This is a genomic window from Legionella quinlivanii (assembly GCF_900461555.1).
Taxonomy (GTDB): Bacteria; Pseudomonadota; Gammaproteobacteria; order Legionellales; family Legionellaceae; genus Legionella_C; species Legionella_C quinlivanii.
The window spans coordinates 201827-217540 of record NZ_UGOX01000001.1; the positions used below are offsets into that span (position 1 = coordinate 201827).

Sequence of the window (15714 nt, forward strand, 5' to 3'; positions counted from 1 at the left end):
TTATCCACTCAAGGTATCAGAATGAGAAGACAAGAGCTTCATCCACGAACAGCGGTGATTAATAAATCACAGAAAAATCAGTCAAAAAAATCACGCAATCAGGCTCTGATATGGCTTTGCGAACAGTTTCCCCAGGCATTTGATAACACGCAGCGTATCCGCCCGTTAAAGAACGGGATTATGGACGATATCCTTGCGTATGCAGACAAAGCAGCAGAAGATGGAATCTCACGCAGCAAATTACGTGAAGCGGTAGTCATTTTTACCCGGCGTCTTGATTATCTGGCCTGTCTTAAGGCACGTGAAATGCGAGTTGATTTACAAGGCAATGCCACAAGTCAGGTAAGCGAAGACGAAGCCGAGCGAGCCGCGACAAAGATCAAGAAACGGGTTGAAAAAAGCGTTCGTAATGCCAGAAAATTACAAACGATAAAACCCGTGAGTCCCTCATCGGCCCGTATTGAGCCATCAAAATCTACGAATAATCATTACACGCATTATTCTTCCAGCTATGATTATAACCAGCCTGGTGAGCGTAACTATCCTTCACCAGTACAGCAGTCAGGCAAATCCGCTGCCGATATTATTGTCAAACATAAAACTGCCAAGCAATATGATCCTGATGCAGTCGCCAGATTAAAGGAAAAGTTGGGTATTTCAAGGAAGGAAGAGCAGAAAGAGGCGATTGATTAAGGCATCTGATTTTCACAAGAAGAGGTCGTCATCATGAAGTTATCGGTTTCAGGAAACACAGGAGAGTCGGCGGGGAAGATTAAAATTACGCTTACAGAAGATTCTGATTCTTCTGTGAGATATCAGGGAACTGTGGAGACTGCTTCTTCCGGGCAACAGCGTATCAATGGGGTTATCTCCAAAAAAGACAGTCTTGAGGTATCCGCGCGTGGTGGAAATGGCGTTGATGGAAGGATAGGGGCTGACGGTAAAAAAGGAGCTGACGGTGCTTGGGGAAGTGATGCCACCTGTTACCTTCCCGCTGAAAGAGGCCAGGATGGTAAGAGAGGGGAAGATGGTGAAAAGGGAACAAATGGCGGTCCTGCCGGAAATGGAGGAGAGGTTGAGATTTGCGTGGAGGATCCTGCTGATTTGTCATTATTCTCCCTGGTCAGCAATATAGATGTTCGTGCAGGAGTGCCTGGCCGAGCGGGAAGGCATGGTCGGGGCGGCAAGGGAGGCAAGGGCGGTAAGGGTGGAAGATACCTTGATGACCCTGGAAACCTTCACTACCACCGTCACCACCATCATCACCCCCATCAAGATTTTGAACCCTACAATCCCTTGCCCTTTATTGATAGCCATGCTCCGGATGGTAAAGACGGCCCAGATGGTAATACGCCAACAGAAATTTTATATCCAGGTGCTCCGGGTGTTGACGGCAGCGTCAGGTATCACATTCTCTCTCAGGGAATAATTCAATCAACATATACAGCTCCTTATAAGCTAAGAATAACTAATCCGCGATACAGGACAGGTCAGCAGCATGGTTTGTTTGAACCGGGCGATACAGTGCAAGTGGTTTACGACATCCACAACCAGTCAATCAGTATGCCTTCCCCAGTCGAGTTGATGCCTGTTAATGTTGATCTGTCTTTGCGAAGCATTTTCCAGCAAACTGGAGCAGGGCAAGTGCGGGGGAATATTCCTGCCGGTGGTAGTGCTGACAATCAGTCAGCTCCACTGACTTTGAAAATCAGGGAACCGCTTATCATAAAAGGCGCATGCAGTGAGCCCTATGTTGAAACCACCCATCTTCGTGTTCAACTGATGAATACCAGACTTGATCGCCCCTATGCTGAGTCGGACTTATCGCCAATCAGAGTCTCCTATCCTGTTCAACTGTTGCCCAGAAAAAAATTTTACACAGCCGCTATTGGTGAGCCTTTGGATTTGGAGCTGGAGGTTAAGAATATCTCCAAAAAAGCCTTGGGCCGTCAGGAAGGACGAGATGTTTTTCTGCAGATTGTAGAGGAAGATGAACGCAATTCAGTCGTGCTCGCCGCAAAGGCAGTGGATACCTTAGGGCCTGATCAAACTGAAAAACTGCAGGCCAGTATTGTACTGGATGAGCACTTCGCCTTTGGCTCAAGGCGTGAATATAAAGCCAATTTACAGTTAAAGCCTATTGATAGAAATAAATCCATGTCGCTGATTCAGCAACAGGTTTTTACGGTACAGGTCACTCCCAAATACCAGCGTTCAGAAAGAGGTTTTACGCTGGTAATCAATGCTGAAACTTCTCCTGAAGCAGTGCAGTTCTGGATGAAGCAATTGACAAGCATTGCCCAAAAGCCAGTCGCTGTGTGGAATACGTCCTATTATGGACAATTTCCGCTGGAGTCAGAAGTCGGCTCGCTTCTGGCAGACAATGCACATGGCACCCTGATTGTTCTGGATAATGAATTCACAGGACCTGACAGTAAGCTAATCAGAAACAGTGAGTTCATCCGAAAAGACAACCTGCTGCACGCGGCCCAGATTTATGATAATTCGATAGTCATTGTAGGCGACAACAAACAACTTCCGGAATCCTATAAAACAAAGGAAACAGGTTTATTATGGGCAGAACCCGAAGAGAGCTATTACTCGCTGGACTCACTGGTCGATGCTCTATTATTGGAGGCGCCAGAAACCATCAGTCATGCCAAACTAACGCTTCCCACTGAGACGTTCTTTTCAAAAAGCAGTCCGCAGCAAGTGCTCGATCGAGTCGCTGAAAAACTGAAGCAATGCTTTCCGCATCGTAATTATCATTTCAGTGTTGAACGTGTTGCTAACAGCTCGAAGGTAGTGATTGAAATAAGACGTCTGGCAGATGAATTAAATACCGGAGTTAAATCAATAAAGCTTAATCCCCGGGAGATGCAAGATCCCACTAGAGTAGGCGCTGTAAATCCGCAGGGAATTATCAATGTCTTGCCGTTCACCCAGAAGCTTGATTTATTTATGAAAGACAGTAATCCGTATCATCAGCAACTAACACAGGCGATTATTACCGATCTTCTGGCAGAACAGAGGCTGGTACGGCAAACGCAAAACTATGGTTCCTGGTGGAGTGTTCTAACTGGCCGCTATCGGCATAATTTTCAGATGGAACTAAAACAATTGCGTCAGTTAGTCTCGACTCTCAACATCATGGCGCAGCAAGGATCATATTATAATACGGAAGTCTGGGCTCCAAAGGTTATTCAGGTGCTGGCGCAGATGCAGTACCATGCCCGGCAACAGACTTCGTTCTGGAGTCGTCTTGCTGATTTTTTTGTAACTCAGACCAATGAGGAAATAAATCGCAGTACCAGAGCGCTTTGCAGTGAGGCATTGGCTTCTTATGGACAGCTCACCCAAAAGTCAGTTACCGAATTAACGCCAACACTCGACAATCACATCGCTCGTTTGGGATTTGAAGATAAACTTAGAGAGGAAATAGTCAGCTTACAACGTGCCATTCGCAGAGGCGGCTGTTTTTTTAATGAAACGCATAACCGAAAAGAATTGTTTGCTGTTCAGAAATTATTATCAGTTTGTCTGCAGGAGAGTAAGACCGCTGAGCTTCAGGAACATCTGGTGATATTGCAAAAAGGGCGCTTCAAGGAGTGTTATACGGAATTTAAAAAATTATATCCTGAATACCATCAGGAAACAGAAGTAAAGGACCATGGGTCTTATGCTTTTGCATAGATCCAAAGAAAAACCTTGAATGCTTCACTGCTCGGGCCTGTTGTATAAAAACCCATAGCCTTGAGCAGTAAAGCGGTTCAAGGTTTTAAAGAGTTACAGGAACAGCTTCGGACTTTCAGAGTTATTTATTTTTAGAACTGCCGCTTTTGCCGCCTTTAGACTTCAGCGAGCCTTGGCCTTTGCCTTGACCGCCGTGGGAGTGTTCACCGCCTTTTTTACGATCTGCCTGAGTCAGGTTAGAACCTCGTCCACCGCCGTGATTTTGAGTAGCCATAATTAACTCTCCTTGTTATATTTTGTTAGAAATAAATATCACTGAGCATAAAAAAAGCTCACTACTTAAAAGTAGACCATCTCCCCGGGATGTCAAATTCAATACAGTCTGTTACACCGGTGCTTTTTAAGCTGAGCAGCTGAGAGAACTGTATTGTTCAACATAAATCTGCAACAATGAGGTTTTAAAAGTTCAATGAGTTTATGAATCTGATTAAACTGCTCTTATGCCTGTTTGCAGCCAAACTGCAGGCATTTTCCTGCCATCAACCGCAAATTATTAAGCAAAAACCAATACAATTTGATCAAAAGCGAGTGGAGCTTACCCGGTTATATCAACTCACTCATTATGGAATCGATTCCTCCTCTATTGAGATCGAACCCAAAATGATCGTTCTTCATTGGACCTGCTTACCAAGTCTTGAACTTGCTATGCGCGTATTTAACCCCGCGGCTTTACCTGCAAATTCCCCCCGCAGGAATGAAATTCCGGATGACCTGAATGTATCCAGCCATTATCTGGTGGACCGTGATGGTAGTATTTATCAGCTTATGCCGGATAATTTAATGGCCAGACATATAATCGGGCTGAATCATTATGCCATAGGCATTGAAAATGTCGGCGGAATTGATGGCAAGGATGATTTAACAGAGCAGCAAGCAGAGGCCAATGCCTTTCTGGTTTGCTATTTAAAAAATAAGTATCCGCAAATTGAGCATGTGATTGGCCATCATGAATATCTTGGATACAAAAATAGCGCACTTTGGCTGGAGAAAGATCCAGAATATGAGCGCTCAAAAACTGATCCTGGCCCAGACTTTGTGAATCGGGTGAAGGCTTTGGCTATGGAGAGTCAAGCACAACCTCATGCCTCTGTCATTTCCACGAAGCATTGTTGTGTGGATAGAACCAAGCAAACTAAGCGGTCGTCTTTGCGAGCGAAGTGAAGCAATCCAGATCAAGATTTGAACAGGGCCAGGAGTTGGATTGCTTCGCTAAAGCTCGCAAAGACAATTGATAGGGAAATGGCTTTCCATAATTTAACCAGAAATCCGATTAAATTATTTCATTGCTGTGTAAATTTTATCTATTTTGTGTATAATGCCTTCTTTTATAGATTTGAGAAGGAGAGAGGCATGCCAATCGTTATGCGCAAGATATCCAAAACCTGGTTGGCTGAGAATGCTGTGTTATTAAGTTTCGATAATCTTTCATTCAATGATATTAAAAAATATGTAAAAGATAATAAAACTCAGTCAATAGCCTGTGGAGAGCACGCAGGCGAATTAGGTGCGGAAGCTCCAGAGCCATTGCCCTTTGTCATTTCAAAACATTTAGATAATCCAGACTCTTTTTATCTCACGCATTTAACCTCGCGCAGTGTTTACTATATTAACCGTTCAGTAGTTGAGGATACTTCCGGACCGGTTAATTTCTGGCAATTCATACCCGATGCAGAGAAAACTGACAGTCCTGCTGATCCATCAAAACCAGTGGAGAGTTTGTTATTTTTCTCAAGGGAGGACTGCTTACTGTTTCAGGGTATGTATTCCAAAAAGCAATCCTCATCATTCTTTGGAAGTTTAGTTAAGTCAAAAAAAACAGTGGAGCCCGTTGAGCCGGTCAAAAAGTTTTTAGAGTCTAAATTTTTTACAAAACCAAAATTCTATTTGCCCCTATCTACTGAACAGCTACCTCTCTTGGAAGAAGAAATAAAAAAGACCAGGTTCAGATTTAGTTATGAGCAGCTTTTTCTTTCCGGTTTTTATAGTAATGGAAAGCAAAGTGCACAGCGTACTAATGGTTCCCATTGGTTGATGATAGTAATTAGTGCAAAGCTCACTTTTAATCAGCTGTCTGAGATGCTACCCAAGACAGTCAAGAGCAGTTGTGACCTCCTGGAAAAAACCAGCCAGCCTGAATCCCATGTCTGGTATGTGTCTATCCGTAAGCTGGATAGTTTCAATCGCGAATGCATAAAAATTGAGTGGAATCAGGGTGAGCAGTATACGCTGAGGCTAGGGTTTGGAAAGAAATGCCGATTGATAGAAATAACATTTGCTAACAATCTGTCGGAGGCTGAGCTTAAGTCTCTGCTTCCGTATACTTATCAAAAAAGGATTAAGGATGTGACTGATTTTCACATCGGGGAATCTCATGAAGACAAAGAGATGTCCTGCAGTTCATCAAGCAGCTCGTCAATGAGTTGTAAATGATGTACTTTTAAAAGTGTCCTAATGGCGTTGCCTTAAGACTTAAACCCATACTCCTACGTCCCTCGGCTTGTCCGAGGGATCCAGGAATCTCATGCCAGGATTGGATCTCTGGATCCCTCGGACAAGCCGAGGGACGTAGATAAATATGTTAAGGCAGCGCCATTAGGCCCTTGGCCCAACGATAAAAAGCAGAAATAGTTTCCTTTTTACATCCTCTCTATTGTTTATATATGCGCAAATGGGATAAAATAAGCGCACTTTTGTTGTAGAGTTGTCGAACATGTCCAATATCAATAAAGCGGTCCATTACGCAAATTTCAATTATTATTCCAAGCCTTTAAGCATTGTTAACCTGCGCAAACTGCAAATCCCTTATCCTGTATCTTTAAAAAAAATACAATATAAACGAGAAGATGTTGCCATTCAAAAAGAAGCTGGCACTTTTGAAACCTATATTCGACTATCGCATGGTATGCCCCACGCATCAGCCGCAATGGAGTCGATTACCCGAATTGATCAAATCTACACTAAATACGATTCCGACTATGACAACTCCATGCTGGAAATTTGTGAGCAGCTTGGTTTGGGTAATAATATTGCCCTGCTTCTCGAAATGGTTCAGATTGCTACTTTATTCCACGATACCGGCCGCCTGGGTGATGGCATGGATCTCTGGGATGAAGACAGTGGGAAAAATTGTCAAAAATATTTCAGCGATGTCTATCTGCAAGGACCTGAATTTAAGAAACTTTCAAATGAACAAAAAATCAAATTAGCCAAATTCTTTGGGGATGCTGTTCGCTTTAAAGATAATCAAACCACGTTCATGGACCTGCATGCGGCAATCCATCCAAAAGCTGATTATATTCGCCAGCTGATCAATATGGCGGACACGCTTGAAGTTATCCGGACTCGGGATGTTTTCGATCCTTCTCGTCTGCCGATTGCGAAGCGGGTTTCTTCAGAGGTAATGGTCAAAAATATCATTCCTGAGTTAGTCATCCCTCACCGTGACAAAATCATAGAGGAAGGTCGTTTATCACGAAAGGGACGTATCGTATACCCAGGCTTTGATGATAGCCAGTATATTCCGAAGCCAGGTTATGATGATCAGAAGATCGCTGCCTCCTATTTTAAAAAAATGCAGCAATACGATGCGATAGTTTTAAAAATTGATGAAACCAACATTGATGAGGTGATCGGCAGAGCCTTGCAGGGTATCAAGGATTATATCAAGGATTATCAAAATCATAGTGGTTTCCAATTTTCACATGACGGCTTTTTCAGCGCCCGCTATCATGGAAAACTGGGTGTGAATAGAGCATTGTTTTATCAACGTTTATTTGAAAGCGGTGCAGTAACTATGGATAACAAAGTGCTTGCCTTGCACACGCTGTTGATAAGCAAAGAGGGTGGTCGTACGTTAAAGGATTATGTCTATCGCGGGATGAATCAGCGAAACAGTTATACGGTGATCGAGCAGCTTTGCGCGCATCTCAGCAGTTATGGGTCTTATAACAGTGTTCAGGCCACCAGCATTGCCGACTTTGCTAATGGAAAGTCAAAAATGGATCCATTACCACGATTAGAAGGCAGAAAAACTGGTCCTGGGCTTGGCTGAAAATGTCTTTTTTAAAGACAATAGCTCTTGTAAACGAGCAATAATTGCGCTAATCTAATTGAAAGAATTAGTTGGGCTTACACCGCTCAAACTATTACCCAGGAGGTCAGCTCTTGCAGGCCGTGTGCATGCTTCATCATTTGAAGAAGCCTAAAGCCTGTAACCAGACTTCCACCTGTACATAACAGGCCGGTGGTAAGCCCACTAATTCTCCCTTCTGAATACTCTGATTTATCTCAACAAAGAAATTTGCCCATCAACGAGTGATGAGCAAAGAAAATATCAGCGATAGCAGCGAAAAGCCCCATGATCATTTACCCAGCAATCAGGTCTGCCAGGAACAGGTTTTGCCCAGGGACCAGGCTCATTAGGCACGCATCGACCCCAATAATTCATATGATTACCAAAGCCGCAACCTTGAGCTGCATTGGCACTGGAGGTATAAGCTATACCGAGTGTCAAAAGCGCACCCAGTGCAAGGGGAGTTAAAACTTTAGAAATACTTAGAGATTGTATCTTCATAATGGATCCTTTTTTATAAAGTTTTTTCCACACAACCTAAGTATAGTTTTAATTTTAAGATTTGTGAGTTAAGAATGAGCAAAGAGGTTTGGGGGGGCAGGGTGTGTTAAGAACACACCCTGGATCCTAAGCCAGGTGTTTATAAAAATAATTAGGAAGAAACACATAAAAGGGAAGAAGTCTTACAAATAAATAAGCCATCAGGGGGAAGGCAAGCAAGGCAGTCAAAAAGCGAAGGCCGACTGGGCTGTGCTGAAACAATGCAAATAGTATTAATGGGCTAACAAAAATCAGTAAAACCAGCAGACGGGCCAAGCCCAGGCCGATTATTTTGCCATAGTGATTTTTGTATAAATGCAGGTTGGTTTGTACAATTGATTTAAATGATCTAGTCGGTGAAGAGGATGCGCTTGTTGCTGCTAATAAAAAAGCCAGCCAGGCTAAAATTCCCAGGATAGGAGATAGCGCAAAGCAAAGACAGGTGATTAGGGAGGCGCCAGTGAAGATCAGTACCGTTTTCCAGGTCATTTGTATACTCACAAAACCAGTATTTTCATTAATTGCTCCCCCATCAATATGCGTCATACATACCAGATTACAGGCATGAATAAACAGGCCGGCAACTGAATAAAACAGCACTAGCAAAAAGCAATGATACAGTTTGCTATCCATAAAATGATCGGAAAATAATCCTGCTTTGGCCATTAATGCCGGAACAACAAATGCCAGAACCAGCGCTGCAAGCGGGGTGAGTAATAAAAAGCTGTATGGCCACCAGAGCGTTTTGCGACAATTCTCATAGGAATTCCAGGAATTGTTTAAAAAGGCCCGAAACGTTTTGAATTGAGACACGATGTACACCGACTTTGTAAAAAGATTTATTATACGGGGAAATCGGTTAAAACAAACCAGCTTTGTTTATGTTTCTTTCAAACAGTCGATTATCTTTCGTTGCGTCTCAAGCAGATGCGCATCGTTTCGGTATCGCTGTCTTGGCCAGAAAAAACCTTTCAAGCCATCGCCTTTATTTCTGGGGACAATATGAATATGAAGATGAGGGATACTTTGACTCACTTTATTATTCGTGGCTATAAAGCTGCCGCTGGCTTGCATGGCCTTGATTATTGCTTTGCTCAGCTTTTGGGCCAATATAAATAATGGCTCAACAAGCGCGATTGGCAGCTCATCGAAATTGGCGATGTGGGTTTTAGGGGAAAGCAAAACGTGACCTGGGAACAGGGGGTGGTGATCGAGAAAGGCAATGAATTGCTCATCTTCAAAGACCACATAAGCCTTTTCTTTTCCAGCGACAATTTGGTCAATTATACAATCAGCTTCGTTCATGCTCTGGTCTTCCCAAAGTGCCCGGGATAAAGCCCAGGTAGCCGCCCAGGCAGCTGGCGGCGGCGCCAATTAAAAAAAGAAAAAAAGTCTGAAAGCTATTGATTCGCAGAATTTTTTTAGCTTTCTCCGTATCCGGAATGGCAGAAACTCCTTTTTGTTCAGACAGGGTTTCAGTCATCATCGGTGAATTGGCGCTTATATTTATACCTGCAAGATTCGAGGTGAAATTTGCATGAAAGGCGGTGTATTGAATCAGATTGGTAATCAGCATTACAGTGAATAGCAACAGCAGACACCAGGCCAGAAAACCATGCACCAAGCCCCATGCTTTTCGCAACAACAAGCCCGACGACAATTTGCCGGCCAGCCATCCGGTAAAAAACATAGCGATAAAAGCGGAAAAACAAAATAGAGAATAGCCGGCAAGTGAGAAGCGGGTACTCCCTTCCTGCGCGATTGAAAAACTGCTTAACCCAATGGCTAAAGCCAGAAGATTAAGTAAAAAATTCAAGCCAACGCCGCCAATTGCGCCCGCGAACAAAGCCGACCAGTCTAACTTGTTTTCGTTACGATTAGTATTTGACATAGGTCATTGTTTCACTATCCACAGGATTAGAATGAACACGCCGCACAAAGCCAATAGTCCATGCCCGAGTACCATCAGTTTTGAAGGCGGAACACCCTTAATATCCCTCAGGAAAATATAAATACCGCCCATTGCCGCCAGAATAAAGAGGGCAAGCGCTGCTAAAGGTAAAGAATAGAAGAAGGCCAGTACGACAAAAAATAGTATACTGATAGCGCCAAGACTACCATGCGCCATGGCCACACCCTTAGGAGTTTCCTTATTGCTAAACACATAACTGGCCAGATATATTCCACCCAAAGCCGTTAAACAAAATAAAATGACTAATACTAGTTGCATGTTGGTTCCTTATTATTCTTCTTTAAAATTGGAGTTTATCGACAGATTTTGCATTGCCGGGCCTTCCAGAACCTGCCCGTCAGGGCTGAAACGGCTGCCATGGCAGGGACAATCCCAGGTTTGTTCGCTATGATTCCAGTCCACAATACATTTCATATGCGGGCACACAGCCGATACCACATGAAGTTGATTATTGGCATCACGTGACACAGCAAACTTTGCCCGATCCATCTCGATGATTCGGCCTTCACCCATTTGGATTTCTTTTACGAGCGGTTGTTTAATTTGCGGTAAGTCGCTTAAATATTGACTTAAAACATTCATATTTTCCTTAAAAAAGCTCGGCAAACTGGCAAAACTTGCTTTGCGATCCGCCTTAAATAAATGGTTGAGCTCATTATCTTTGCCAATAATCAAATTAGCAAGAATCAATCCTGCCAAACTACCATAAATCAAACCATCAGCGAAATAACCAGTAGCCATTAGTACAGTTTGTGTTTTCTTATTAGTAAAGCCGATATAGGGTATGGCGTCAGCTGATTGATAATGCTGTGCAGACCAGCGGTATGCCAGTTTGGCTTCTGGTTGGCTGCTGAGGAAATCCGACTCCAGTTCAATATAGTGTTTTTCGGGATTTTTTTCCTGTCCGGTTTTATGATGTGCGCCAGAAATAAAAACGATTTGCGGCCTGTTGTTTGCATCAAAGGCATGGGTAGATAACACATGATGGGTATCAAAATTCCATAAATGCCCTTCTGGGCATAAGGATTCCGGCATTTTAAAACCGCAAACATAACTTCGATAAGGAGCAGTGAAGGTTTGTATCGCATGCACTCCAATCGGGGTATGGGTCGCCAGAATAATTTTCTCAGCGCGTACTCGATTGTGCGAAGTATAGAGTACAGGATGAGAGTCGTCCTTAATGGAGAGTACGCGGGTATTTTCAAAAATCATACAGCCTGCCTTTTGTATCTTATCCGCAAGTGCTCTGACATAGCGTAAAGGATTGAAGCGTGCCTGGTTTGGCATCACAATGGCCTTTTGAAAGGGGAAATGGAAGGGCAGCTCAGAAACTTCATCAAATCCAATACCCATTCTATTGAACACCTCGACTTCGTTATCAAAGACAGATTTTTTTGGCCCATTGCTATAGGCATACCAGGGGCGGCGAGAAAAATTGCAATCGAGCTGCTCATTATTGACGTTCGTTTCAATTAACTGAATGGCAGCTTGCCGAGCCTGAGCGACTGCTTTAGCGGTTTCGAGATCAAAGTTTTTTTCTATCTGCTGATACAGGGGTTGTACTGCGGTGTAAAGATTTCCTGTCGAGCGGCTAGTCGTATAGCCTCCTATTTTATCTGCTTCCAAAATAGCTACTTTTTTTCCAGCATTAATTAGATAAAGGGCTGTTGTGATCCCTGTAATGCCGGCACCGACAATGGCAATTTCAACATCGAGATCCTGATCTAAAGAGCTTGCAGGCTGCGAGCTCACTTCCAGCGCATTCCACATTGAGATTCCGTCCATGATACATCCTCCCTGACCGAATATTTCACAGTCCTTTATTTCACTATAGCATTGTGCGCTTAAAAATGAGTTAATAGCCGATTGCCTGAATACAATGCAAAGGAGATTTCTATGCTCGTTAAATTTGTCAGTGATGCCTATGAAAATATTGTGATGTTTGAAAAAGTAGCCAGGGAATTGATAAGCATGATGGGGCATTCCGGCGAAATTCCCGGCGCTCTTACAGAAGAGCAGATTCCCGAAGCTTTGGCCATGTTGCAATCCGCTCTCGAAAAACAACGTCAGGCCCCCTCAAAACAGGGCTTTGACGATGAGGAGGAAGAAAAGCCGGTTAGCTTGTCAAATCGGGCATTTCCCCTGGTCAACATGTTGAAATCGGCCGCCCGGGAAAAAGCGGATGTACTTTGGGATTTCCAATAATTAACCAGTCGTTTATTCATTCAGTTTGACACCCGCATAAAACGCGGGTGGGGAACCTATCAGACTCATCCAATCCTCTCTAAATCGTCTACCATTAACAATGGATAGTCACGACGAGAATAACAATGAAACTCATTCCAATCTGTCTTTGTTTATCCTTAAATTGCCTGACGATGGCTGCTTATGCCGCTGATGACGACTTTGATATGGATATTTGCATTCAGGAAACGGTGCGAGACTGTCAGGAGTCGGTCTGCATCCAGGCCAGCAATTCCGACTGTCTCGAACAGTGTCAAAAAGAGGCGGAAGAAAAATGTGCAGAGTTGTCTAAGCAATCGCTCTAATAAAAAAGCCCCTGAAGCGGGGCTTTTAAGAAAACTATAAATTAGCTAACTGTGCATCCAGAACTTGGACCTTCGACTTCGATTTGTTGCCGGGGGGCAGGTCTTCTGTCAGAAGGCTGTGAATGAACTGAGCCATATGAAGACTCGCCATCGTAGCCGTAACGTTGCTTACTGCTCTGCGTATGACCAGTTTCGTTCCTTGGGCCAAAACCTGGCATTTTGCTGTGCGAGTGCCCGAAGCCTTTTTCTACATCCGGTTCTTCTTTGCTTGAGCATCCAGAAGTCAACGCGCGTCCAATTGCTGCAATCCCATCAACTACCAGAACAGGAAGACTAATCATGATGTTGAAGGCTGTATAAGCGAGAGCTCCAGCAGTAACCACTCCCAAAAGCATGGCAACGTTAGCATAGCGTAGTGTCTCTGCAAAAGCAGATGCAGCGACAGCGAAGGGCGACAACGCTAACTGTAAGGGTCTGGCGACAAAAATCGAAAGCAGTTTGTTGCCGAATCCTTCAGGAAGGGGACCAAAAACCGCCCTGCCGAAAGCCTGCGCTGTATGTTTTACTCGGGTGAACCCTGTGGAGGATAGATATTCATTACGAATGTCTTCATCAATCAGCTGGTTAACAAATTCTTCAGTGACCTGGGGAGCTTCACCGCGTAAGTTCCGAGTCATCTCTGAGAATGCCATTTGCATTTGAGCTTCTTGCATTTTTTGGGCAAACACGTGTTGGCGAAGTTGCTCTCGCGTCATTGCTCGAACTTCTTCAACGGTTATATTAGGAAGTGCAGTACGTTCGGGGCGAAGTCCCTGTGCTTCCATTTTATCCCATTCGGCTTTTTGTATAGCCATAAGCTCGACTGCCAAGATCATCGTGCTACGCACTTTTTCCAAGTATTGAGTTTCAGCGGCTACGAAGTTCACCGGATCATTTCGATAATCCTCAGCGACTTTGTCCAATTTGTTGGAAGTAACAAGATTGGAAAAACCAGCAGCTGCTGAACGCATCAGGGAAGACAATCCATGAATCATACCAAACGGGATCAGATACAAAACGCTGGTGAGCAGAACGACCACTGCAATTGCTCCATCGACTGCAATAGCAAAACCTTTTAAAGGTTGCGGATAGCGGTATTTAGCATTAAAGATGTACTTGAATGCGTCCAGAAAATATTTTATGGCTGCTGTAAATCCACTAATCGGATCTTTAGCCATTTCATTAATAAGATTGGTATTATTTTCAAAAGCTTTCAGCAGTTGAAAGGGAGCTTGAATCTCAAGGCCAGTATAGTCAAAATAGGATCGTAAGGCTCTGTCATGTTGAAGTCTGTCAGGGTGAAGAGTCAGCGCTAATTTCTTATATAAGTCTTTTCTTGCTTTCGTTTTTGCATCATTAAATTCTTTTTCCATTCCTTTTTTACGCAGAAAGTTATTTCCATGAATTTCCGCAAATTCCTTTCTGGTTACTTCTTCAATCGCTTGAAAAGCACCATCCAAAATGTTGTTGATGTTATCAAGAATAGCTTTTTGAGTACTCTGAAGTCTAAGATCGGGTATCTTCATCCCTTCAGTATAATTTTCGGGAAGCGTTATTGTCTCTTGCAGCATCTGCAAAAGATTTGTTTTGGCTTGCTTAGCTATTTGTTCAACTGACATACCAACTCCTAAGGTAAAAAATCTGAAAAAATTATAAATGGTTTTGCTTAAGGTTTTATTAAACACCAACAAAAGGTGAGTAAAATTTTATCACACTGAGAATCGTATTAACAAGCTATTTAAACCCGCCAGTGCTGCTTCTGGCAGAAAAAGGCATCGAAAAAAATAAATTTTTGTTACAATTGACCGGAATTCCCTTAACTGAAGAAATATTATGCCTTCTTTTGATATAGTCTCTGAAATCAACCTGGTGGAGCTGCGTCACGCAGTCGATAATGCCATCAGGGAAATGGGAACCCGCTTTGATTTTCGCGGCGTAGAGTCCAGCATCGATTTGAAAGAGCTAACCGTTACTCTAAAATCAGAGTCTGATTTTCAGGTTAGACAACTTGAAGATTTATTCCGTAATCACTGCACCAAACGTAATGTGAGTTTAGTCGGTGTGGAGATCGAAGATAAGCCCATTCATACCGGAAAAACCTATACGCTGAATATGAAGTTCAAGCAGGGAATTGATCAGCCTGCAGCGAAGGAGCTCATCAATCTTATCAAGGAGGCCAAGCTCAAAGTCCAAACGTCTATTCAGGGTGATAAAGTGCGGGTTAACGGCAAAAAACGCGATGATTTGCAGGAAGTAATTGCCTTATTGAAAAAGGAAAAAGTGCCTGTGGAATTACAGTTTGAAAATTTTCGAGATTAAGATCCGATGGTCTGCACTTCCAGGCTCCCAAGTGCCTGTGCCCTGCACGCTTAATGTTTCCAATTAGCCTAAGTTTGTTTCGGCATAAGAATTTATGATGTGGCGCCCCCTCGCCCGCGCAAGAAAACTGATTAAAATCCAGTTGGTCATCGCGGGAGAGGGTCGGGGAGAGGGAATAATGCGATGACGGATAGGTGGCATTGAATATCTCCTGTTCCTATTTATTATTCTTGATTTGTGCTCTCATTCAAGCTGAAACTGATTTTTACCCTCTCCCCAACCCTCTCCCGCGAAAAACATACATATTCTGTTCGAATTTCTTCCGCGGGCGAGGGGGCTTCTTCCTACACAATTGATCTTCTGGAGTCAAGGATAAAGCTTTATGTGCGGTACGTAGGTGAATGGGGAAGAAGGGCCCCATATATAGCCACAATAAGCCATTACTTTAGCTTTTGATCATTATTATCGCG

General features: G+C 43.4%; 16 protein-coding genes and 1 other RNA gene. 9 read left to right on the top strand and 8 right to left on the bottom strand.

Translation table 11 applies throughout. The features are described 5' to 3' along the window. The first annotated feature begins 21 nt into the window (after window positions 1-21). Window positions 22-693, top strand: a complete 672-nt coding sequence (locus DYH61_RS00900) for a ProQ/FinO family protein (RefSeq protein ID WP_058509045.1) — start codon at window positions 22-24, stop codon at window positions 691-693. 33 nt (window positions 694-726) lie between these two features. Further along, window positions 727-3693, top strand: a complete 2967-nt coding sequence (locus DYH61_RS00905; RefSeq protein ID WP_058509044.1) for a collagen-like protein — start codon at window positions 727-729, stop codon at window positions 3691-3693. 121 nt (window positions 3694-3814) lie between these two features. Here DYH61_RS00905 and DYH61_RS15570 read toward each other — a convergent pair whose 3' ends face one another. Continuing rightward, entirely contained in the window at window positions 3815-3967 is a 153-nt protein-coding gene (locus tag DYH61_RS15570) for a hypothetical protein (protein WP_157072317.1), read from the bottom strand. A gap of 203 nt (window positions 3968-4170) precedes the next feature. Between DYH61_RS15570 and DYH61_RS00910 the strand changes: the two genes are divergently transcribed. From DYH61_RS00910 to ssrS, 4 genes are all read left to right on the top strand, one after another. Further along, window positions 4171-4914 (top strand): N-acetylmuramoyl-L-alanine amidase, encoded by a 744-nt coding sequence (locus DYH61_RS00910; RefSeq protein ID WP_083499303.1) that lies wholly within the window; start codon window positions 4171-4173, stop codon window positions 4912-4914. A 189-nt stretch (window positions 4915-5103) separates the two neighbouring features. Beyond that, window positions 5104-6183 (top strand): hypothetical protein, encoded by a 1080-nt coding sequence (locus DYH61_RS00915; protein WP_115343293.1) that lies wholly within the window; start codon window positions 5104-5106, stop codon window positions 6181-6183. Window positions 6184-6463: 280 nt separating this feature from the next. Next, window positions 6464-7804, top strand: a complete 1341-nt coding sequence (locus DYH61_RS00920; RefSeq protein WP_058506326.1) for a hypothetical protein — start codon at window positions 6464-6466, stop codon at window positions 7802-7804. A gap of 62 nt (window positions 7805-7866) precedes the next feature. Then, window positions 7867-8018, top strand: a non-coding RNA gene (gene ssrS / locus DYH61_RS00925) — 6S RNA. Between the two features lie 68 nt (window positions 8019-8086). Here the strand turns inward: ssrS and DYH61_RS00930 are convergent. The 6 genes from DYH61_RS00930 to DYH61_RS00955 form a co-directional block, all read right to left on the bottom strand. Beyond that, entirely contained in the window at window positions 8087-8326 is a 240-nt protein-coding gene (locus DYH61_RS00930) for a GCG_CRPN prefix-to-repeats domain-containing protein (protein ID WP_058506325.1), read from the bottom strand. 126 nt (window positions 8327-8452) lie between these two features. Next, window positions 8453-9178, bottom strand: coding sequence for a hypothetical protein (locus DYH61_RS00935; protein ID WP_058506324.1), 726 nt, complete (start codon window positions 9176-9178; stop codon window positions 8453-8455). Window positions 9179-9244: 66 nt separating this feature from the next. After that, on the bottom strand, window positions 9245-9670 hold the full coding sequence (locus tag DYH61_RS00940; protein WP_058506323.1) for an HIT family protein: 426 nt from the start codon (window positions 9668-9670) through the stop codon (window positions 9245-9247). Then, a complete protein-coding gene (locus DYH61_RS00945) occupies window positions 9657-10256 on the bottom strand; it encodes a hypothetical protein (protein ID WP_058506322.1) in 600 nt (199 codons plus the stop codon). The genes DYH61_RS00940 and DYH61_RS00945 overlap by 14 nt, the downstream gene beginning before the upstream one ends. A 3-nt stretch (window positions 10257-10259) precedes the next feature. Further along, on the bottom strand, window positions 10260-10595 hold the full coding sequence (locus DYH61_RS00950; RefSeq protein ID WP_058506321.1) for a hypothetical protein: 336 nt from the start codon (window positions 10593-10595) through the stop codon (window positions 10260-10262). 12 nt (window positions 10596-10607) lie between these two features. Then, on the bottom strand, window positions 10608-12122 hold the full coding sequence (locus tag DYH61_RS00955; RefSeq protein ID WP_065236105.1) for an FAD-dependent oxidoreductase: 1515 nt from the start codon (window positions 12120-12122) through the stop codon (window positions 10608-10610). 111 nt (window positions 12123-12233) lie between these two features. On the opposite strand from DYH61_RS00955, the gene DYH61_RS00960 reads away from it, so the two are divergent. Beyond that, window positions 12234-12542, top strand: a complete 309-nt coding sequence (locus DYH61_RS00960; protein WP_058506319.1) for a DUF1840 domain-containing protein — start codon at window positions 12234-12236, stop codon at window positions 12540-12542. A 125-nt stretch (window positions 12543-12667) separates the two neighbouring features. Beyond that, window positions 12668-12886: a hypothetical protein gene (locus DYH61_RS00965; protein ID WP_058506318.1), complete on the top strand. Its 219-nt coding sequence runs from the start codon at window positions 12668-12670 to the stop codon at window positions 12884-12886. 41 nt (window positions 12887-12927) lie between these two features. On the opposite strand, the gene DYH61_RS00970 is transcribed toward DYH61_RS00965, so the two are convergent. After that, complete coding sequence (locus DYH61_RS00970) at window positions 12928-14544, bottom strand: hypothetical protein (protein ID WP_058506317.1); 1617 nt, start codon at window positions 14542-14544, stop codon at window positions 12928-12930. Window positions 14545-14758: 214 nt separating this feature from the next. Here DYH61_RS00970 and DYH61_RS00975 point away from each other — a divergent pair, with 214 nt between their 5' ends. Then, complete coding sequence (locus DYH61_RS00975) at window positions 14759-15244, top strand: YajQ family cyclic di-GMP-binding protein (RefSeq protein WP_058506316.1); 486 nt, start codon at window positions 14759-14761, stop codon at window positions 15242-15244. The last annotated feature ends 470 nt before the right edge of the window (window positions 15245-15714 follow it).